Genomic DNA, 19,129 nt, shown 5'->3' on the forward strand with positions numbered 1-19,129 from the left:
CCGCCGTCCGACACCGCCGTCCGACACCGCCGTCCGACACCGCCGTCCGACACCGCCGTCCGACACCGCCGTCCGACACCGCCGTCCGACACCGCCGCGGGCGGTGTTACGGCTGGAAGTACTCCGACATCAGGTGGCTGACCCAGGCCGGCTGCCTGACGTCCGCCGGGAGGAACTCCGTCATCGTCGGCTTCAGGTCGATGACGGGGGTGCCGGAGACCGCGTCGAGGCCCACCACCGTCAGTTCACGGCCGTGCACGGACTCGATGGCGCAGCACGTCACCCCGATGCGGTTCGGCCGGCGCGGGCCGCGGCCCGCGAAGATCCCGACGGGCGGGAGGTCCGGGCGGCCGCGGTAGGGGCGGGGTTCGCGGAAGTCGTCGCTCTCCGGGAACTGGTCGAAGACGAAGAGGACCTCCACGTGCGAGAAACCCTCCAAGCCTTGGAGGCACGCCTCGCCGAAGCGCTCGTCGACGGTGATCGTGCTGCGGACGGCACCCCAGTTGTCCGTGTGCTGCACGTCCGTCCGGTCGTTCCGGACGGTACCGATCGGTGTGACTTCGAAGCTCGGCATGGCAGGGGTTCTCTCTTCGGTCAGCGTTGCCTGGAGGGGGGATGACTGCGAGCTGTGCTGCGGCCTGGTGCGCGCCGGCGGGCTCGGCGCACCCGCGTGGCCAAGCCGCGTCACTGCTCCCACGCCCTCGGCGGACCCGCTGCGGACACCGGCGACGAACCGCGCGCACCGCAGCCGCGCGCACTACCCCGCCGTGCCCGCCGCCCGGTCGGTGACGTCACCACCCGGCTCCCCGGCCGACTGTCGCGGGCGCGGAGAACCGGGGCGCTCACCCGAGAGGTGGGCAACACGGCGGTGAGGCGAGTACGACTAGACGAGTTCCGGCCGTTCCCAGGGCTCGCCGAGCACGTGCTCCGCCAAGAACGCGAAGACCGTCTCGTACCAGACCTTGGCGTTGCCGGGCGTCAGGATCCAGTGGTTCTCGCTCGGGAAGTACAGGAACTTCGCCGGCACGCCGTGCCGCACGAGGTCGAAGTACAGCCGTTGCCCCTCGCCGATCGGCACCCGGTAGTCCTTGTCACCGTGGATCACCAGCATCGGCGTCTTCACGTCCGCCACCCGCAGGTGCGGCGAGTTCGCCCGCACGGTGTCCTGCTGCCGCAGCGGGTCGCCCATCTCGCGGATCCAGTAGTACGAGTCGTCGGTGGTCCCGGTGAACGCGTCCAGGTGCCACAACGACGCGTGCGTCACGATCGCCTTGAACCGGTCGGTCTGCGTGGCGATCCAGTTCGCCATGTACCCGCCGAACGACCCGCCCATGGCGGCCGTCCGCGAGTCGTCGACGTCGTCCCGCCGCACCGCCACGTCGGTGATCGCCATCAGGTCCGTGTACGGCTTGTCGCCCCACGAAGCCCACCCGGCGCGCACGAAGTCGTACCCGTACCCGGTCGACAGCGCCGGGTCCGGCAGCAGCACGGCGTAGCCCCGCGCCGCCATCAGCCACGGGTTCCAGCGCCAGCTCCACCCGCTCCAGCTCATCACCGGACCGCCGTGCACCCACAGCAGCAACGGCGCCGGCTGCGACGCCGACGCGCCGCGAGGCAGCACCAGCCACGCCCGCACCGTCCGGCCGCCCTCGACCACCGTCTCGACCTCGGTCAACGTCCCCGGCACCGACTCCACCGCACCGGGCGCCGGCAGCGGCACGGCCACCTGGTCCACACCGGACGCCGACAGCCGCACGGGCTGCGGCGGGTGGTCCCACGCGCTGCGCAACGCGTACACAGTCGCGCCGTCCGGGCTGACCCGCACGTCGGTGTAAGCACCGGACGCGGTCAGCTTCACCACCGAGCCGGACGCCAGGTCGAGCTTCCAGATCGGCTGGTGGCCCCGGTGGCTGCTGATGAAGTACACCGCGTCACCGGCCGGGCTCACCACCGGGTGGTCGGGCTCCTCGGCGAAGTCCGCGGCCAACTCCTCGACCGACCCCGACTCCAGGTCGATGCGCACCAGCGTGTTCGTCCACGGTCGGTCCGCCGTGGAGTCGAACGCGCGCACCGCGATCACGCCCGACGAGTCCGGCAGGAACACCGGCTGCAGGAACGAGTGCCCGTCGAGGTCGGCCAGCACCCGGTCGACCGCACCGTCGGTCGACGACAGCCGCAGCCGCACCCGCTGCCCGTACGACGCGCTCACCGCGACGCCCTCGGTGCGCACGACCCACCGGCCGTCCGGGCTGATCGCGGGCGAGTCGTCCAGCCGCGCCGCGGCGTTGGGCGTCAGGTCCACCAGGTCCGACGACTGGTCGATCGGCTCGCGGTCCACCCCGACCGGCGACGTGGTCGCCAGCAGCCGCGGGAAGCTCGGCCCGAGGTCGGAGTCCCAGTACCGCACCGGGTACGACTCGTGCAGGATCGCGGTCACCCCGGCGTCCTCGCGCGCCTTGCGGTGCTCCTCGTCCTGCTCGCCGAACTCCGCGGTCGGGTGCGCGCCGGCCGCGAGCAGCACCGTGCCCGACTCCCGCGCCACCGCGAACTCCGACACCCCGCCGGCCGGGCGGTACAGCTCACGCGCCTCGCCGACGGGCGGCAGCAGCCACAGCGCCGCCTTGTCCTTCTTGTCGCGGTCGGCCGGCTTGGCCTCCTGGTCGGGCCGCGCGGAGAGGAACAGCAGCGCGCCGTCCGGCGTGAACGCCGGCGCCGACTCGCCCTTCGCGCCGCGGGTCAACCGCCGCGCGGGACGCTCACCGGCCGGGTCGACCTCCCACAGCGCGCCCTGCCACGCCTTGCCGTCCGGCGAGAGCGTCGCCACCACGGTGACCAGCCGCGTGCCGTCCGGTGACAGCGCGAGCGAAGAGATCCGCGGCATCTCCGTGAACGAGGTCAGGTCCCCGAACCCGGCCTCGGTGATCTTGCCTGCCATCACGCCCCCTGTTGTGACCGGGTGAAGTCCCACGCGTCGCGCACGATGCCGGCCAGGTCCACCCGCTCGGGCTTCCAGCCCAGCTCGGTGCGGGCCTTGTCGCTGGAGGCCACGAGCACCGCGGGGTCGCCCGCCCGGCGCGGCGCCACGTCGGCCGGCACCGGGTGGCCGGTCACCTCGCGGCACGCGTCGATGACCTGCTTGACCGAGAAGCCCAACCCGTTGCCCAGGTTGTAGATGCGGTGCTCGCCCTCCGCCGCGTGCTCCAACGCCCGCAGGTGCGCGTCGGCCAGGTCCACGACGTGGATGTAGTCGCGCACGCACGTGCCGTCGTCGGTCGGCCAGTCGTCGCCGTAGACCTGCACCCGCTCACGTCGGCCGGACGCGACCTGCAGCACGATCGGGATCAGGTGCGTCTCCACGCCGTGCCGCTCGCCGAACCGCCCGTACGCGCCCGCCACGTTGAAGTAGCGCAGCGACACGGCGGCCAGGCCGTGCGCGGCGGCGTAGGAGGTGATCGCGTGGTCGATCGCGAGCTTCGTCGCGCCGTAGGTGTTGGTGGGGCGCGTCGGCGCGGTCTCCGCGATCGGCACCTGCTCCGGCTCGCCGTAGGTCGCGGCGGTGGAGGAGAACACCAGTCGCGGCGTGCCGTGCTCGCGCATCGCGTCCAGCAGCCGCAACGACGTCACCACGTTGCCCTGCCAGTACTTCGCGGGGTCCTGCATGGACTCGCCGACCAGCGACTTGGCCGCGAAGTGCAGCACGCCGTCGAAACCCCCGGCGAGCAGGTCGCCGATCGCGTCGTCGATGCCCGCCTCGACCAGCCGCACCCCGTCCGGCACCGCGTCCGCGTGCCCGGTGGACAGGTCGTCCAGCACGACCACCTCGTGGCCGGACTCCACCAGCCTGGCCGCGCAGACGCTGCCCACGTACCCGGCGCCGCCCGTGACGAGCAACTTCACCCTGAATCCCCGCTTTCGACCAGTCCGTCAGTGATCCCGGCCGGCGCCCGCCGAGGGCACGGCCGTGAAAGTCCTCGGTGTCGCCCAACCACGTCCGGCGAACGCGGCGAGCACCCGCCGCACCACCTCGTCGTGCCGCTCGACGGGCACCAGCGCGATCGCCGACCCGCCGAAACCGCCGCCGGTCATCCGCGCGCCCAACGCGCCCGCCGCCTTCGCCGCGTCGACCGCGACGTCCAGCTCGGGCGCGGACACCTTGTAGTCGTCGCGCAGCGACGCGTGGGAGCCGTCCAGCAGCGGTCCCAGCTCCGCCAACCGGCCGGTGCGCAGCAGTTCCACCGCCGCGAGCACCCGCTCGTTCTCGGTCACCACGTGGCGCGCCAGCGGGCGCAGCCGTTCGGGCAACCGGGCCAGCGCGTCGTCCAGCTCGGTCACGTCCACGTCCCGCAGCGCGGGGACCCCCAGGACCGACGCGGCCTCCTCGCAGCCCGCGCGCCGCGCGCCGTAGCCGCCGTCGGTGTGCGAGTGGCTGGCCCGCGTGTCGATGACCAGCACTTCCAGGCCGTGCTCGGCGGCGTCGAACGGCACCTGCTCGGCCTTGAACGACCGCACGTCCAGGAACAGCACGTGCGCCTCGGTGCAGCACAGCGACGCGGTCTGGTCGAGCAGACCGGTGGGCGCGCCGACGAAGTCGTTCTCCGCGCGCTGCACCCAGCGCGCGATCCGCGGCAGGTCGTCGGCCGCGTGCCCGGCCAGCCCGAGCAGCGCCAACGCCACCGCGCACTCCAGGGCGTGCGACGACGACAGGCCCGCCCCCGCCGGCACGTCACCCGCGATCACCAGGTTCGCCCCGCCGGTCAGGCCCTGCTCGCGCAGCACCCACGCCACCCCAGCCGGGTACGCCGCCCAGCCGCCGATCTCGCCGGGCTCCAGGTCGGCGACCGCTGCCGGTGAGGCCTGCTGAACCAGGCCGTCATCACCCACCGTGGCCACGTGCAACTGTCCGTCGTCGCGCGCCGACGCGGCCACCGCGGTCCGGTGGGGCAACGCGAACGGCAGCACGAAGCCGTCGTTGTAGTCGGTGTGCTCCCCGATCAGGTTCACCCGGCCGGGCGCGGACCAGACACCGCTCGGCGCGGCGCCGTGCAGCCGGGTGAACGCGGCGATCGCGCGCCGCGCCGGGCTCACCGGGCCTGCACCAGGACGGCGTGCGCCACCGCCGGGTCCAACTCGGCGACCGTGCCGTTGCCGCGCACCTGGATGACCTTCGCGCCGCCGAGGGAGTCGACCTCGACCGTGCCGCCCGGCACGACGCCGGCCGCCTTCAGCTCGGCCATCAGGTCCTCGTCGAGCTGCACGTGCTCGGCGATCCGGCGCACCTCGACGCGACCGCCGCCGCGCCGGGCCACCTCGTCCACCCGCACCAGGTCCGCCTCGGCGGGCGGGGCGGGCTCGCCGTCGCCCAGCTTGTCCAGCCCGGGGATGGGGTTGCCGTAGGGCGAGGTGGTGGGGTTGCCGAGGAGCTTGACCAGCTTGCGCTCGACGGCCTCGCTCATGACGTGCTCCCAGCGGCACGCCTCGCTGTGCACGTGCTCCCACTCCAGGCCGATGATGTCGACCAGGAGCCGCTCGGCGAGCCGGTGCTTGCGCATGACCGCGATGGCCAGGTTGCGACCCTGCTCGGTCAGCTCCAGGTGGCGGTCGTCCGCCACGATGACCAGACCGTCGCGCTCCATCCGCCCGACCGTCTGGCTGACCGTCGGACCGCTCTGCGCCAGCCGCTCGGCGATCCGCGCGCGCAGAGGCACTACGCCCTCTTCTTCGAGCTCGTAGATCGTGCGGAGGTACATCTCGGTAGTGTCGATGAGCTCGTTCACACCCGCTCCCCTTCGTATGGCGTCAATGCTAGTCGGCCGGTCACGGGTGCAGGATGGTGCCGTGCATCCACTGATCAGCACCGAAGCCCTCGCCTCCGCGCTGGACGGGGCCGAACCACCGGTCGTGCTCGACGTCCGCTGGCGACTGGGCGGACCGCCGGGACGTCAAGACTACGAGGTCGGGCACGTTCCCGGTGCGGTCTACGTCGACCTCGACACCGAGCTGTCCTCGCCGCCCGGCGCCGGTGGCCGCCACCCGCTGCCCGACCCGGCGGCGCTGCAGGCCGTGCTGCGGGCGGCCGGCGTCCGCCGACATCACCCGGTCGTGGCGTACGACGGCGGTGACGGCTCCGTCGCCGCACGTGCCTGGTGGCTGCTGCGGTGGGCGGGTCACCCGGAGGTGGCGGTCCTGGACGGCGGCTTCGCGGCGTGGACCGCCGAGGGCCGTCCCGTCGACGCGCGCCCGCCGGCGCCCGCTCCCGGCGACATCGAGGTGCGGCCCGGCGGCATGCCCGTGCTGGACGCGGACGAGGCCGCCGCGTTCACCGGCTCGGGCGTCCTGCTCGACGCCCGCGCCCCCGAGCGCTACCGGGGCGAGACCGAGCCGGTCGACCCGCGCGCCGGGCACATCCCGGGCGCGCTGAACGCGCCGACCTCGGGCCACACCTCCGCCGGCCGCTGGCTGCCCGCCGCCGCGCTGGCCGAGCGCTTCGAGGCCATCGGCGTCACCACCGACCGCCCGGTCGCGGCCTACTGCGGGTCCGGCGTCACGGCGTCGTCCGTGGTCCTGGCCCTGGAAGTGGCCGGCATCACCAAGCCCGACGCGCCCGCGCCGCTCTACGCGGGCTCGTGGTCCCAGTGGTCGTCTGACCCATCCCGACCGGCCGCCACGGGCTCCGCCTGATCACTGCCGCTACGCAGACCACCACCCCGCGAGGTCGCGTCGACCGTTCGCGACTCATTTTCCGGCGATCACGCTTTTCGATCGTCGGAAAATCAGGCGCGAACGGTCGACTTCCAGGCGACCTCGCCCGCCGTCTGCGGAGCAGCGGCAATCCAACTCAAGCGTTGGGGATCTTCTCGAAGCCCTTGGTGGCGAGCTTGAGCGCGATCTCGCACGGATCGATCTCGTCGATCGGCGTCACGGTGGCCTGGAACGCGGGGGTGATCTCGTCCGGGTCGTCGGTCAGCATGACCAGCACCGTGCAGTCGCCGCCCTTCTCCTTCACCTCGTACGCGGTGTTGCCGCCGACCTCGATGGTCCGCGCCTCGCCCTCGTACTCGGCGAACGTGACCATGAACAGCACGACCGAGAACGGGTCCTCCGTGCTCTGCACGCAGCCCTTCTCGCCGCCCTTCGACGCGCCGACGGCGGCGGCCACGTCCTCGGGCGTGAGGATGTCGCAGTCCTCGTAGCCCTCGGTCTTCTTCTTCGTCGTGATCTTCACGTCGCCGGACGGCTTCTCGGCCTCGGTGCTCTTCGGCGAGCCGGCCTTGCTGGTCGTCTTGGGTGAGGACGTCTTGGTCGACGACGGCTTGCCGGAAGCGGTCTTCTCCCCGGTCGACCCGCCCGCCGCGGCGACCGGGCTGCCGGCGACCGTGGTCGCGCAGGCCGACAGCCCGAGCGTGAGCGCCAAGGCCAGCACGGTGGTCAGGGCGGGGCGGACTCGTCGCAGCTGCATGTCTTCTCTGACCCCGTTCCGACGTGCGGGGTTCCATCCTCGATGGCCGCAATCCTGGCCCGCGTCGTCTCGGCAGACTCTAAGTCCACCCCGGAGGTCCGCACGCCGGGGGCGACCAACCTGTGATCACACGACCGCGCGCCGGGTGGGTTAGGTTGCGGACATGGGTAAGGCAGCCGCCGTCGTCTGGGACGAGTCCTTCCTCGGCTACGACCTGGGCGGCGACCACCCGCTCAACCCCGTCCGGCTCGACCTGACCGTCCGGCTGGCGACCGCGCTCGGCGTGCTGGACGGCGTGGGGCTCGTCAAGCCCGACCCGGCGACGGACGACGAGATCGAACGCGTGCACGAGCCGTCCTACCTCAACGCCGTGCAGGCCGCGCCGATGGCCGGCTGGGACGTCGGCCACGGCCTCGGCACCGCGGACAACCCGGTGTTCGACCGCATGCACGAGGCGTCCGCGCTGGTCGTGGGCGGTTCGCTTGCCGCCGCGCGGCGGATCGCCTCGGGCGAGGCGGACCGGGCGGTGAACATCGCGGGCGGGCTGCACCACGCCATGCGCGACCACGCGGCCGGGTTCTGCGTCTACAACGACTGCGCCGTGGCCATCTCGTGGCTGCTGGACAACGGCTTCGACCGGATCGCCTACGTCGACACCGACGTGCACCACGGCGACGGCGTGCAGGCCGCGTTCCACGACGACCCGCGCGTGCTCACCGTCTCGGTCCACCAGCACCCCATGAGCCTCTGGCCGGGCACGGGCCGGGCCGCAGAGGTGGGCGGCGAGGGTGCGGAGGGCACCAGCGTGAACCTGGCCCTGCCGCCCGGCACCGGCGACCAGGGCTGGCTGCGCGCGTTCGAGGCCACCGTCCCGTCGCTGCTCACGGCGTTCAGGCCGCAGCTGCTGGTCACGCAGTGCGGCGTGGACACGCACCGCGAGGACCCGCTGGCCGACCTCGCGCTCACCGTCGACGGCCACCGCGCCATCTACCGCCGCCTGCGCGAGCTGGCCGAGCGGACCGCGAACGGCCGCTGGCTGGCGCTGGGCGGCGGCGGGTACGAGCTGCTGCGCGTCGTGCCGCGCAGCTGGACGCACCTGCTGGCCACCGTGCTGGACCGGGACGTCGACCCGAACACCCCGCTGCCCGCCGACTGGGTCGCCCACGCCTCGACCCTGGCGCCGAACTGGCCGCTGCCGTCGTCGATGACCGACGGCTCCGACACCGCGTTCGAGCGGTGGGGCGGTGAACTCGACACCCCGGTCGACCTGGCCGTCATGGAGACGCGGCGCGCGGTGTTCCCGCTGCACGGCCTGGACCCCGACGACCCGAGGGACTGAGAGCCGTGGACCCGTTCGACTACCCGAGGCACTGGGAGGCCGACGTTGTGCTCAGCGACGGCGGCACGGTCCACCTGCGCCCGATCACGCCCGACGACGCGGAGAAGCTGCTCGCGTTCCACGGCAGGCTGTCGGAGCGGACCCGCTACTACCGCTACTTCGGCCCCTACCCGCGCATGCCCAAGCGCGACCTCGAACGCTTCAGCACGGTCGACCACGCCGACCGGGTCGCGTTCACCGCGCTGCTCGGCGACGACATCGTGGCCGTCGGCCGCTACGACCGGCTCGACGGCAGCGGCAGCGCCGAGGTCGCGTTCGTGGTCGAGGACGCCCACCAGGGCCGCGGCCTCGGCTCGATCCTGCTCGAACACCTCGCCGCCGCCGCGCGGGAACGCGGGCTGAGCCGGTTCACCGCCGAGGTGCTCGCGGAGAACGGCCAGATGGTGCGGATCTTCCGGGACGCGGGCTACGGCGTGAGCCGCGCGTTCGAGGAGGGCGTGGTGCACCTGGAGTTCGACATCGACCCGACCGAGGAGTCGGTGGAGGTGGCGCGCGCCCGCGAGCAGGCCGCCGAGGCGCGCAGCGTGCACAACCTGCTGCACCCGAAGTCGATCGCGGTGATCGGCGCGTCCACCGACCAGACCAAGATCGGTCACGCGGTGCTGACCCACCTGCTCGCCGCCGACTTCGCCGGCCCGGTGTACCCGGTGAACGCCGAGCACCGGTCCGTGCGCGGGGTGCGCGCCTACCCGTCGGTGCTGGAGATCCCCGACGACGTGGACCTCGCCGTCGTCGCGGTGCCCGCCGCCGGCGTGGACGATGTGATGGACGCCTGCCTGGCCAAGGGCGTGAAAGCGCTGGTCGTGGTCACGTCCGGGTTCGGCGAGACCGGGCCGGGCGGGTTGAGCGCCGAACGCAGGATCGCCGCCGAGGCCCGCGCGCACGGGATGCGGGTGGTCGGCCCGAACGCGCTGGGCGTGCTGAACACCGACGCGGGCGTGCGCCTCAACGCGACCCTGGCGCCGAAGCTGCCCGCCCGCGGTCGCACCGGCTTCTTCTGCCAGTCCGGCGCGCTGGGCACCGCGATCCTGGCCACCGCCGCCGATCGCGGCCTCGGCCTGTCGACGTTCGTCTCCGCGGGCAACCGCTCGGACGTCTCCGGCAACGACCTGCTCCAGTACTGGGAGACCGACCCGGCCACCGACGTGGTGCTGCTGTACCTGGAGTCGTTCGGCAACCCGCGCAAGTTCGCCCGGCTGGCCCGGAGGCTCGGCCGCACCAAGCCGATCGTCGCGGTGAAGTCGGGGCGGCACGCGGTGACGCCCGCGTTGGCGGCCACCTCGGTGCCGGTGGACGAGTCGAGCGTGCAGGCGTTGTTCGAGCAGGCCGGCGTGATCCGGGTGGAGTCGCTGGCGCAGCTGTTCGACACCGCGTTGCTGCTCGCGCACCAGCCGCTGCCCGCCGGGCCGCGCGTCGCCGTGGTCGGCAACTCGACCGCGATCGGCCTGCTGGCCGCGGACACCGCGCTGGCACAGGGTCTGGAGCTGGCCGGCGAGCCGGTGGACGTCGGCGCGCAGGCCGGGCCCGAGGCGTTCGCCGAGGCGGTGCGGGAGGCGTTGGCGAACCCGGACGCGGACGCGCTGGTGGTCGTGTTCGTGCCGCCGCTGGCGGTGCCGGGCACGACGTTCGCCCGCGCGTTGCGCGAGGTCGTGGAGCAGGGCGGGCACGCCAAGCCGATCGCGTCGACGTTCCTGGCCGTGGAGGGCGTGCCGGCCGAGTTGGCGGTGCCGGGTCCCGGTGGTGCGCCCGGACGGGGTTCCGTGCCGTCGTATCCGAGTCCGGAGCGCGCTGTGCTCGCGTTGGCGCGTGCGACCCGGTACGCGCGCTGGCGGTCCGCGCCGCAGGGCACGTTCGTCCGGCCCGAGGGCATCGACCCCGACGCCGCGCACGCCATCGTGGCGTCGCAGGCGCTCGACGGTGAGCTGCTCCTCGACGACGACACGACCGTGCGGCTGCTCGCGTGCTACGGGGTGCGGGTCGTGCCGTTCCGGGTGGTGACGTCGGCGGACGAGGCGGTGCGGGCGGCGGGGGAGTTGGGCTACCCGGTGGCGATGAAGTCCACCGACGACCGGCTGCGGCACCGCACCGACCTGGTCGGCGTGCGGCTCGACCTGTCCGGCGAGGAGGCCGTGCGCACGGCGTACGGGATGCTGGCCGGGATGTCCGAGCGCCCGGACGTGTACGTGCAGCGCATGGCGCCCAAGGGGATCTCGTGCGTGCTGGGCCTGCAGGACGACCCGTCGTTCGGCACGCTGGTGTCGTTCGGGCTGTCGGGGCTGGTCAGCGACTTGCTGGGGGACCGGGCCTACCGCGCGGTGCCGCTGACCGACGCGGACGCGGCGGCGCTGGTGCGCGCGCCCAAGGCCGCGCCGCTGCTGGCGGGGTACCGGGGCGACGAGCCGGCGGACCTGGCCGCGTTGCAGGACTTGGTGCTGCGGCTCGCCGCGCTCGCCGAGGACCTGCCCGAGGTGCGGGAGCTGTCGTTGGAGCCCGTGCTGGCCAGTTCGGCGGGCGCGTACGTGAGCAGCGCCAGGGTGACGCTGGGCCCGCCGCCGTCGCGCCATGACACCGGTCCCAGGCGGCTGCGCTCGCCCGGCGGCGCGCGTTAGCACGGTCACGTTCTCGATACCCAACCGTCACCCTTGACCGATCAGGTGTCCCCTATCTTCTCCTTGGCTATGGACCAGGTCCTTTGGGGCGCTTAGGTTTCCCGGCAACCCGAGGAACCTCCCGAAAAGGGGAAGAATGGCTCTGGCACCGTTGCGCGCCCTGCTGGTGGCGTGTTCCGCCGCGCTTGTCCTCGCGTCGTGCTCCACCGGTGACGACACGACCGTCGCCGGCAAGGCGGACAGCTCCAACAAGCTGACCATCGCCGTGGCGTACGACCAACCGGGGCTCGGTGTGCGCCGTTTGGACGGCAGCTACCGCGGCTTCGACATCGACGTGGCCCGTTATGTGGCGAAAGAGCTGGGGGTCGAGGAATCCGGCATCACGTTCACCGAGGCGACGCCCTCGGAACGCGAGAAGCTGCTCACCGAGGGCGCCGCGGACCTCGTCGTGTCCAGCTACTCGATCACCGACAAGCGCAAGGAGGTCATCGACTTCGTGGGACCGTACTTCGTGGCCGGGCAGGACCTGCTGGTCCGGTTGACCGATGATCGGATCACCGGGCCGGAATCGCTCAACGCAGGCAACCTGACGCTGTGCTCGGTGGCCAACACCACGTCGGCGCAGTACGTGAAAGACCGGTTCGCGCGGTCCGTGCAACTCAAGGAATATCCCAATTTCAGCGACTGCGTCACGGCGCTGCTGGCCGAGCAGGTGGACGCCATGACGACCGACGACGTGATCCTCGCTGGGTACGCCGCGCAGAACCCCGAGCTGCTGCGCGTGGTCAACCAGCCGTTCAGCAAGGAGGAGTACGGCATCGGCCTGCGCCGGGGCGATCCGACCAGCAAGGCGAAGGTGACCGCGGCCGTTCGGAAGATGATCGACACCGGCGAGTGGCGCAAGTCGTTGGAGGCCAACGTGGGTGCTTCCGGTTACGCCATCCCGGATCCGCCGACGCTCGTCCCGTGATCTGCGACCCACCCCGTCAGCGGTCTGACCGGCCCGGATCGCACCGTAGGCTCGGCTGTGTGCATGCCTCGCATTACGTGCCCCAGTACCGCGCGGACGGGCCGGTCCGCGCCGGTATCCCCGAACACGGCCGCATCCCCCGCTACTACGCGGTGAAGACCGAACTGCTGTGGCTCGTCGACGCCCTCGGCGAGGGCACGGCGCTGCCGCCGGAGCGGGAGCTGGCCGAGCGGTTCGCGGTGTCGCGGGTGACGCTGCGCCAGGCCGTCGGGGAACTGGTGCTCGAGGGCAAGCTGCAACGACGGCAGGGCAGCGGCACCTACGTCGCGCCGCCCAAGCTGGTGCAGCCGCTGTCGCTGCTCAGCTACACCGAGGGCATGCGGCGGCAGGGCGTCGACGCGACGCGCAGCGTGATCACCGTCGAGCACCTGCCCGCGGACGACGTGCTGGCGCGGGACCTGCGGATCGGGCGCGGCGACGAGGTCGTCCACCTGGAACGCGTGCTGCTGGCCGACGGCGAGCGGGTCGGCCTGGAGTCGACCTACCTGTCCGCGGCGCGCTTCCCGACCCTGCTGGAGGTGCTGGACCCGACTACGTCGCTGTACGCGTGCCTCAGCGAGCGGTTGGGCGTGGTGTTCGCCGAGGCCGAGGAACGGGTGGAGACGGTTTTGGCGACGCCGCGCGAGGCGTTGCTCATCGGCACGAACCCCGCGCTGCCGATGCTGCTGCTGCACCGCGTGTCCCATGACAACGTTGGCGAGCCGATCGAGCGGGTCCGCTCGCTCTTCCGGGGCGACCGGTTCAGCTTCGTGGCGCGGCTGCGCGCGGAGTGAAGGTCACGTGACCGTGACCGTTCCGCCGCGCCTTCGTGGTCCACTTAGGACATAACAGTGGAATGGCGGGCTTTCGGCGCGGGCAAGCGCGGAACGTTAGCGAATCTTTCCCGGAAACCGCCCGTTGGCAGCAAGTTCTGCGTGCCCCGGCGGATGTACCGTTGTTGCCCTGGTACGTGAGTCCTCCTCACCCGCACGGCAGCGGGGGAAGCGGGGGTGGCGCCGTGACGTTCAAAGAGGAGTTCCTGACGGAGCTCGAGGACTGCCTGCGCGGGTACGGCGCGGTGCCGGTGATCAACCCGGACGCGCTGGCCCGGTTCATCGACTACGTCCGCCGACTGCCGGACGACGATTCGCGGCTGCGCTGCCTCGAAGGCGTCGACCAGGGTTCCGGCTCGTTCTGGAACAACCCGGCGGTGTGGTGGGAGCAGGTGCCCCGGTTCGGCATCGGGTCGGCGGACTGCTCCGAGCTGCTCGACCGGATGCTGGACGAGGCGATCAGCGACGAGATCGACGTGCTGGAGATGGAGATCCGGGAACTGCCGGGCTGAGCGCCCGTCGCGGCCGAAGACGTGAAACACCCGTTGTGCACCTGGGTCGCCAGACGCACAACGGGGAGTCTTCACTCCTGAGGTCTCACTCCTGGGTCACGCTCGCGCGGTCACACGGACAGCAGCCGGTCGAAGAACGCGCGGTAGCGCTTGAGGGCCTGCCGCAGTTCCTCGGTCTGCACCTGCTCGCCCTGCTGCCACTGCTCCTCCAGGGCGTGCTTGTGCTCGGCGAACGTGTCGGTGAGTGACCGGATCACCTGCGTGACCAGCTCGTCCGCCCGCTGCACGGCCTCACGCGGGTCGTCGACGAACTCCGACTGCAGCGCGCGCCACTCGACCTGGAAGTTCTCCGAGTCCTCGGCGGCGAACAGCGGCGCGTCGCCCGCGGTCGTGGAGACGGGGTACAGCTCGACCGGCTCGCGGTCCACGGTGTCTTCCCACTCCACGGTGTTCCGGGCGGCGGTGTCGTCGGTGGCGGTCGTGGGAGTGGTGTCCTGGTGGCCGACCATCAGCGCGCTCCTTCCCGGCGTTCCCCGTCACGGGGCTCGCCCAGCAGGTCCTCGAACAGGCTGCGGTAGTGGACCATCGCGACGCGGAGGTCCTCGGTCGTCGCCTCGCCCCGGTCCTGGCGTTCGGTGATCGCGTGCGCCTCGCGGTAGTGGTCGAGCGCGCGGGCGTGGTCGACCGACAGCATCGACGCCCGCTTCTCGTACCCCTCGGTGGGGTAACCGCGTTCCGCCATGAGGTCGGTGACCAAGCGGTCCGCCTGGCCCACCGCCGCCGTCGGCGCGTCGACGAACTGCTCCTGCACGCGGGTCCAGTTCCGCGTGTAGCTCTCCCGCGAGACGGGGCTCAGCGGGCGCAGTTCCAGCTTGGCGTGCTCCTGCTCCCGCGCCACGAGCTCCCGTTCCGCCGCCATCCGGTTGTCGGTGCTGCGCACGACCCGGTCGTACTCGGGCCCGAACTTCGCGCGCAACCTCTTGCGCTGCAAGGCAACCTTCAGCAGCACCGCGACCGCGGCCAGCGCGACCAGCGCGGCGACGATCACGCCGATGGTGGTGCCGGTGGACATCTCGGCCTCCCTGGCTGGATCTTCACCCTTGGCTGGGACGCCACCGGACTACCCGTTCGGGGACAGGCGTGAAACCTGAACCCTTGACACATTCGCGTCCGTCGACTAGCGGGCCACCGCCTTGCGGTACTGCCGGATCGCCAGCGGCACGAAGATCAGCAGGAACACGACCACCCAGATCAACGTCATCAGCACCGGGTGCTGCAACGGCCACGCGCTCGGCTCGGACGCCATCGGGTTGGTGTTGCCGAACAGCTCGCGGGCCGCGGCCGTGACCGCCGACACCGGGTTCCACTCGGCGAACGTCTTCAGCGGTCCGGGCAGGTTGCTCTCCTGCACGAACGTGTTCGCGATGAACGTCAACGGGAAGATCGCGATGAACGACGCGTTGTTGAACACCTCGGGGCTGCGCACCATCAGCCCGACGATCGCCATGCCCCACGACACCGCGTAGGCGAACAGCAGCAGCAGGGCGAACCCGGCCAGCGCCTCCAGCGGCGACGAGTGGATCCGCCAGCCGACGATCAGCCCGGTCACCGACATCACCAGGATGACGATGACGTTGTTCGCCAGGTCGCTGGTGGTCCGCCCGATCAGCACCGCCGACCGCGCCATGGGCAGCGACCGGAACCGGTCGATCACGCCCTTCTGGATGTCCTCGGCCAGCCCGGCGCCGGTGATGGTCGCGCCGAAGACCACGGTCTGCGCGAAGATCCCGGCCATCAGGAACTCGCGGTAGTCCATGCCCGGGATGGCGATCGAGCCGCCGAAGACGTACGCGAACAACAGCACGAACATGATCGGCGACAACGTCGAGAACACGATCAGGTCCGGGACCCGCTTGATCTTGATGAGGTTGCGCTTGGCGACTACCGCGCCGTCGCCCAACGCCTGTGTGAACGCGCTCATTCCGCCTTCTCCCCCTGCTTCCGCTCGGTGTCGGTCCCGCCGGCCGCGTGCCCCGTCAGCGTGAGGAACACGTCGTCCAGCGTCGGCCTGCGCAACCCGATGTCGAGCACCTTGACCGACTCGGCGTCCAGCCTGCGCACACCGTCGACCAGCACGTCGGCGCCGCCCGACACCGGCACGGTCAGCCGCTGACCGCGCTCGTCCACCGTGATCTCCGAGATCGCCAACGGCGCCAGCGCCGCCTTCGCCGTCGCCGCGTCGCGGGCCGAGCTGACGGTCAGCTCCAGCCGTTCGCCGCCGACCTGCGCCTTCAGCTCGTCCGCGGTGCCCAGGGCGATGACCCGGCCGTGGTCGATGACCGCGATCTCGTCCGCGAGCCGGTCGGCCTCCTCCAGGTACTGCGTGGTGAGCAGCAGCGTGGTGCCGCCCGCCACGAGTTCCGCGATGACGTCCCACATGCCCAGCCGGCTGCGCGGGTCGAGGCCCGTGGTCGGCTCGTCGAGGAACAGCACCCTCGGTTTGGCCACCAGCGCGCCCGCCAGGTCGAGCCGGCGGCGCATGCCGCCCGAGTAGCCCTTCACCGGCCGGTCGGCGGCGTCCACCAGGTCGAACCGCTCCAGCAGCTCGCGCGCCCGTTCCCGGCTGCGCTGCTTGCCCAGGTGGTAGAGCCGGCCGACCATGTCGAGGTTCTCGAACCCGGTCAGGTTCTCGTCGACGGCCGCGTACTGGCCGGACAGCCCGATCCGGCGGCGCAGCTCCTTGGCGTCGGCGATGACGTCGAGGCCGGTGACGGTCGCCGTGCCCTCGTCGTGCTCCAGCAGCGTGGTGAGCACGCGCACCGTCGTCGTCTTGCCCGCGCCGTTGGGCCCGAGCAGACCCATGACGGTCCCTTCCGGCACCACGAGGTCGAGGCCGTCGAGGGCGACCACCGACCCGTAGCGCTTGACCAGTCCTTCGGCCACGATTGCGTCTGCCATGCGGGCCATGATGGACCCGGGGTCCGACAATTTCAGGTCGATTTCGCCGAGTACGCCCGGCACGGGCGTCCGAAGTGAGCTCTGTGGACGGTGCGGCCAGGGCATCCGGTCACGCGAGCAGCTGCGCGCGCAGTTCGTCGTCCCGCAGCACGGCCAAGGCCCACGGCACGTCCTCGAACACCCGCTCGGCGCCCGGCGACAGCGCCAACCGCAGCATCGCCTGGCACACGTCGGCGAACGGCTGCCCCTGGACGGTCAGCACGGCCTCGCGCATCTCGGCCGCCGTGCCCAGCGCCCGCCCGGCCGTCCACCTCGACAGGCACATCAGCACCACCCGCCTCGCGTGCACCCGGCCCTGCGTCAACACCGGTCTGTTGAGCCCGCAAACATCTATGGTGGCCGCGCCTTTCTCCGTGCGCGCCACGTACACCCCCAGTGACAGCGTGAGCAGCAAGTGGTCGAACGGGTCCTCCGCGGTCGGGTCGACCAGCAGCGGCGTGCCGTCGTCCGCCACCGGGAACCGGTCCCGCTTGAGGTTGCTGTTGCACGTCGAGCAGGCCAGCAGGTGGTTGAGCCAGTCGAACGTGCGCAGCGGGTTGAGCGACAGCGGCTCGAAGTGGTCGATGTCCGTGCCCTGGCTGTCTCCGCAGTACATGCACCGCTGGTAGCCCGGCGCCATGTCCTCCAGCAGCCGCCGCAACGGCGCGTGCACGCCCCGTCGCACGACGGCCCGCTTCCACAGGGCACGCGCCGCGCGGGTGGGGTGCGTGGCGTTCCCGATCTCCGCGGTCAGGTCGGGCAGCCGGTCGGCCAGCTCGGCGGGCAGCGCGGGCCGGACGAGCCGGATCACGTCCCGTCGCGTTCCAGCCGCGCGGACACCTCGCGCGTGCGCGCCACGGGCGAGCTGGTCAGCAGCCCTCGCAGCACCTCGTAGCGGCGCACCGCGTCGGCGTCGGCCGTGCCGCCGATCACCGCCACCTCCAGCTCCACCAGCTCGGCGCGCAGCTCCTGCGCGCGTTCGGAGTAGGGCGTGTCGAGGCCGAACAGCTCCGAGAGCACCGCGTCGTCGCCGCTGCCGTAGACGATCCGCTCGTAGAGGTCCTGGTCGACCACCCGCGGCGGTTCCTGCTGGTCCGGTCCGGGCAGCCGGATCAGCCCGCCGGGGTCGGCGGCCTGGCACAGGTACGGGCTGTGCGTGGTGACGACGAACTGGATGTTCGGGAAGTGCTCCTTGAGCCAGCCGCCGATCCGCTTCTGCCACGACACGTGCAGGTGCGCGTCCACCTCGTCGATGATCACCACGCCGGGCGCGGTCAGGGCCAGGCCGTGGGCGGTGGGCGTGGTCTTCAGGTCGCCGTACGACTCGTGGATCTGCTTGATCAGGTCCACCACGAGCGCGGCGACGGTCCGGTAGCCGTCGCTCATCTCCCGCAGCGGGAACCGGTGCCCGCCGCTGACCACCCACAGGCCGTCGGAGTCGACGCCCTCGATCCGGTAGTCGTCGGGCAGCAGGCCGTCCGACAGCACGCCGAGCGCGACCGTCTTCAGCTCCTCCGCGCCCGGCCTGCGCTCCAGCGACCTCAGGTGCTGCTCGATCAGCCAGCCGACGCCCTCGGCCAGCGACGCGTCCTCGTGGAAGAGGCTCGCCAGCCGCGACACCGGGCCGTGGCTGAGCATCAGCCGCTGCGCCTCGCCCGCGCCGCCGACGAGCCGCCGGAACGGGCCGTAGGCCGCGCAGAACCACCCGGTCGGATTGTCCTGCCAGGGTCCGCGCAGGGCGGCGGTCTTGCTGCCCTCCAGCTTCTCCTTCAGCGACGGCTGCAGGCCGCGGTGGGTCGGCCTGCTCTCCTCGTCCGGCATCGTCCAGCCGAGGCCGGCCCACAGCCTGCCCTCCGGCGGGCGGCCCTTGCCGAACCGCTCCACCCGCCGGTCGTGGGTGAACTGGACCTGGACGACGCCCTCCCGCTGGCCCGCGGTGACCCAGTTCTCGAAGTCGGGCACCAGGTTGCGCGCCACCGCCGGACCGCTCACGGCCAGCGCGATCGCCCTGAGCAGCGAGGTCTTGCCCGACCCGTTGCGGCCCGCGATCACCGTCCAGCCGGGCGCGGTGAGCTTGAGATCCACTTCGCGGGCACCGTGGAACCCCTTGACGTTCCGCAGCCGGACCTGCGAGATGTACATGTGGCCAGACTTTAGTCCGCGCTGATCACCCGTCCAGTTCGCCGGGCACGTCCTGGGGCGTGCCCGGCGACGTCGGGGCCGCCACCGACGGCGAGTGATCAGCGAGGGCGTATATGCACCTTTTAGACCCTCGATCGAGTGAACGCAGGCGGGCTGCGGAACAGCACTAGGG

18 protein-coding genes are annotated in these 19,129 nt (G+C 72.0%); 6 read left to right on the forward strand and 12 right to left on the reverse strand.

Features of this window, described 5'->3' with window-relative positions; genetic code table 11:
• Positions 1-106: 106 nt before the first annotated feature.
• From ACZ7GX_RS07390 to ACZ7GX_RS07410, 5 genes are all read right to left on the reverse strand, one after another.
• Complete coding sequence (locus ACZ7GX_RS07390) at positions 107-520, reverse strand: SAM-dependent methyltransferase (protein WP_498773881.1); 414 nt, start codon at positions 518-520, stop codon at positions 107-109.
• A 363-nt stretch (positions 521-883) separates the two neighbouring features.
• Positions 884-2,935, reverse strand: coding sequence for an alpha/beta fold hydrolase (locus ACZ7GX_RS07395; protein ID WP_498773883.1), 2,052 nt, complete (start codon positions 2,933-2,935; stop codon positions 884-886).
• A complete protein-coding gene (galE, locus tag ACZ7GX_RS07400; RefSeq protein ID WP_498773885.1) occupies positions 2,935-3,897 on the reverse strand; it encodes a UDP-glucose 4-epimerase GalE in 963 nt (320 codons plus the stop codon). Before galE ends, ACZ7GX_RS07395 begins: the two co-directional genes overlap by 1 nt.
• Before the next feature lie 27 nt (positions 3,898-3,924).
• On the reverse strand, positions 3,925-5,085 hold the full coding sequence (galK, locus tag ACZ7GX_RS07405) for a galactokinase (RefSeq protein ID WP_498773887.1): 1,161 nt from the start codon (positions 5,083-5,085) through the stop codon (positions 3,925-3,927).
• Positions 5,082-5,774 carry an iron-dependent transcriptional repressor DtxR gene (locus ACZ7GX_RS07410; protein ID WP_230566637.1) on the reverse strand — a complete coding sequence of 231 codons (693 nt, stop codon included), beginning with the start codon at positions 5,772-5,774 and terminating at the stop codon, positions 5,082-5,084. Before ACZ7GX_RS07410 ends, galK begins: the two co-directional genes overlap by 4 nt.
• A 61-nt stretch (positions 5,775-5,835) precedes the next feature.
• Between ACZ7GX_RS07410 and ACZ7GX_RS07415 the strand changes: the two genes are divergently transcribed.
• Complete coding sequence (locus ACZ7GX_RS07415) at positions 5,836-6,678, forward strand: sulfurtransferase (protein WP_498773890.1); 843 nt, start codon at positions 5,836-5,838, stop codon at positions 6,676-6,678.
• Positions 6,679-6,835: 157 nt separating this feature from the next.
• On the opposite strand, the gene ACZ7GX_RS07420 is transcribed toward ACZ7GX_RS07415, so the two are convergent.
• Positions 6,836-7,456: a DUF3558 family protein gene (locus ACZ7GX_RS07420; RefSeq protein WP_498773892.1), complete on the reverse strand. Its 621-nt coding sequence runs from the start codon at positions 7,454-7,456 to the stop codon at positions 6,836-6,838.
• Between the two features lie 163 nt (positions 7,457-7,619).
• On the opposite strand from ACZ7GX_RS07420, the gene ACZ7GX_RS07425 reads away from it, so the two are divergent.
• The 5 genes from ACZ7GX_RS07425 to ACZ7GX_RS07445 all read left to right on the forward strand — a co-directional run bounded on the left by ACZ7GX_RS07425 (position 7,620) and on the right by ACZ7GX_RS07445 (position 13,818).
• Positions 7,620-8,795 carry an acetoin utilization protein AcuC gene (locus ACZ7GX_RS07425; RefSeq protein WP_498773894.1) on the forward strand — a complete coding sequence of 392 codons (1,176 nt, stop codon included), beginning with the start codon at positions 7,620-7,622 and terminating at the stop codon, positions 8,793-8,795.
• A gap of 5 nt (positions 8,796-8,800) precedes the next feature.
• Positions 8,801-11,464: a bifunctional acetate--CoA ligase family protein/GNAT family N-acetyltransferase gene (locus ACZ7GX_RS07430; protein WP_498773896.1), complete on the forward strand. Its 2,664-nt coding sequence runs from the start codon at positions 8,801-8,803 to the stop codon at positions 11,462-11,464.
• 136 nt (positions 11,465-11,600) lie between these two features.
• Positions 11,601-12,434, forward strand: a complete 834-nt coding sequence (locus ACZ7GX_RS07435) for a glutamate ABC transporter substrate-binding protein (RefSeq protein WP_498773898.1) — start codon at positions 11,601-11,603, stop codon at positions 12,432-12,434.
• A 59-nt stretch (positions 12,435-12,493) separates the two neighbouring features.
• A complete protein-coding gene (locus tag ACZ7GX_RS07440) occupies positions 12,494-13,267 on the forward strand; it encodes a GntR family transcriptional regulator (RefSeq protein WP_498773900.1) in 774 nt (257 codons plus the stop codon).
• Positions 13,268-13,491: 224 nt separating this feature from the next.
• A complete protein-coding gene (locus tag ACZ7GX_RS07445) occupies positions 13,492-13,818 on the forward strand; it encodes a hypothetical protein (RefSeq protein WP_498773902.1) in 327 nt (108 codons plus the stop codon).
• Positions 13,819-13,928: 110 nt separating this feature from the next.
• On the opposite strand, the gene ACZ7GX_RS07450 is transcribed toward ACZ7GX_RS07445, so the two are convergent.
• The 6 genes from ACZ7GX_RS07450 to ACZ7GX_RS07475 all read right to left on the reverse strand — a co-directional run bounded on the left by ACZ7GX_RS07450 (position 13,929) and on the right by ACZ7GX_RS07475 (position 18,957).
• Positions 13,929-14,327, reverse strand: coding sequence for a hypothetical protein (locus ACZ7GX_RS07450; RefSeq protein WP_498773904.1), 399 nt, complete (start codon positions 14,325-14,327; stop codon positions 13,929-13,931).
• The gene (locus ACZ7GX_RS07455) at positions 14,327-14,890 is read right to left on the reverse strand and encodes a hypothetical protein (RefSeq protein WP_498773906.1); all 564 of its coding nucleotides are present in this window, start codon (positions 14,888-14,890) and stop codon (positions 14,327-14,329) included. The genes ACZ7GX_RS07450 and ACZ7GX_RS07455 overlap by 1 nt, the downstream gene beginning before the upstream one ends.
• A 105-nt stretch (positions 14,891-14,995) precedes the next feature.
• Complete coding sequence (locus ACZ7GX_RS07460; protein ID WP_498773908.1) at positions 14,996-15,799, reverse strand: ABC transporter permease; 804 nt, start codon at positions 15,797-15,799, stop codon at positions 14,996-14,998.
• The gene (locus tag ACZ7GX_RS07465; RefSeq protein ID WP_498773910.1) at positions 15,796-16,776 is read right to left on the reverse strand and encodes an ATP-binding cassette domain-containing protein; all 981 of its coding nucleotides are present in this window, start codon (positions 16,774-16,776) and stop codon (positions 15,796-15,798) included. The genes ACZ7GX_RS07460 and ACZ7GX_RS07465 overlap by 4 nt, the downstream gene beginning before the upstream one ends.
• A gap of 109 nt (positions 16,777-16,885) precedes the next feature.
• Positions 16,886-17,626, reverse strand: a complete 741-nt coding sequence (locus ACZ7GX_RS07470) for an HNH endonuclease (RefSeq protein WP_498773912.1) — start codon at positions 17,624-17,626, stop codon at positions 16,886-16,888.
• Positions 17,623-18,957 (reverse strand): AAA family ATPase, encoded by a 1,335-nt coding sequence (locus tag ACZ7GX_RS07475; protein WP_498773915.1) that lies wholly within the window; start codon positions 18,955-18,957, stop codon positions 17,623-17,625. Before ACZ7GX_RS07475 ends, ACZ7GX_RS07470 begins: the two co-directional genes overlap by 4 nt.
• Positions 18,958-19,129 lie beyond the last annotated feature (172 nt).

The sequence above is a fragment of the Actinosynnema sp. NPDC037264 genome (assembly GCF_055603705.1).

Bases quoted from the DNA above. Each gene is read 5' to 3' on its own strand.
- ACZ7GX_RS07450 (WP_498773904.1), bottom strand. From the start codon at position 14,327: ATGGTCGGCCACCAGGACACCACTCCCACGACCGCCACCGACGACACC.
- ACZ7GX_RS07435 (WP_498773898.1), top strand. From the start codon at position 11,601: ATGGCTCTGGCACCGTTGCGCGCCCTGCTGGTGGCGTGTTCCGCCGCG.
- ACZ7GX_RS07455 (WP_498773906.1), bottom strand. From the start codon at position 14,890: ATGTCCACCGGCACCACCATCGGCGTGATCGTCGCCGCGCTGGTCGCG.
- ACZ7GX_RS07465 (WP_498773910.1), bottom strand. From the start codon at position 16,776: ATGGCAGACGCAATCGTGGCCGAAGGACTGGTCAAGCGCTACGGGTCG.
- ACZ7GX_RS07460 (WP_498773908.1), bottom strand. From the start codon at position 15,799: ATGAGCGCGTTCACACAGGCGTTGGGCGACGGCGCGGTAGTCGCCAAG.
- ACZ7GX_RS07395 (WP_498773883.1), bottom strand. From the start codon at position 2,935: ATGGCAGGCAAGATCACCGAGGCCGGGTTCGGGGACCTGACCTCGTTC.
- ACZ7GX_RS07425 (WP_498773894.1), top strand. From the start codon at position 7,620: ATGGGTAAGGCAGCCGCCGTCGTCTGGGACGAGTCCTTCCTCGGCTAC.
- ACZ7GX_RS07420 (WP_498773892.1), bottom strand. From the start codon at position 7,456: ATGCAGCTGCGACGAGTCCGCCCCGCCCTGACCACCGTGCTGGCCTTG.
- ACZ7GX_RS07475 (WP_498773915.1), bottom strand. From the start codon at position 18,957: ATGTACATCTCGCAGGTCCGGCTGCGGAACGTCAAGGGGTTCCACGGT.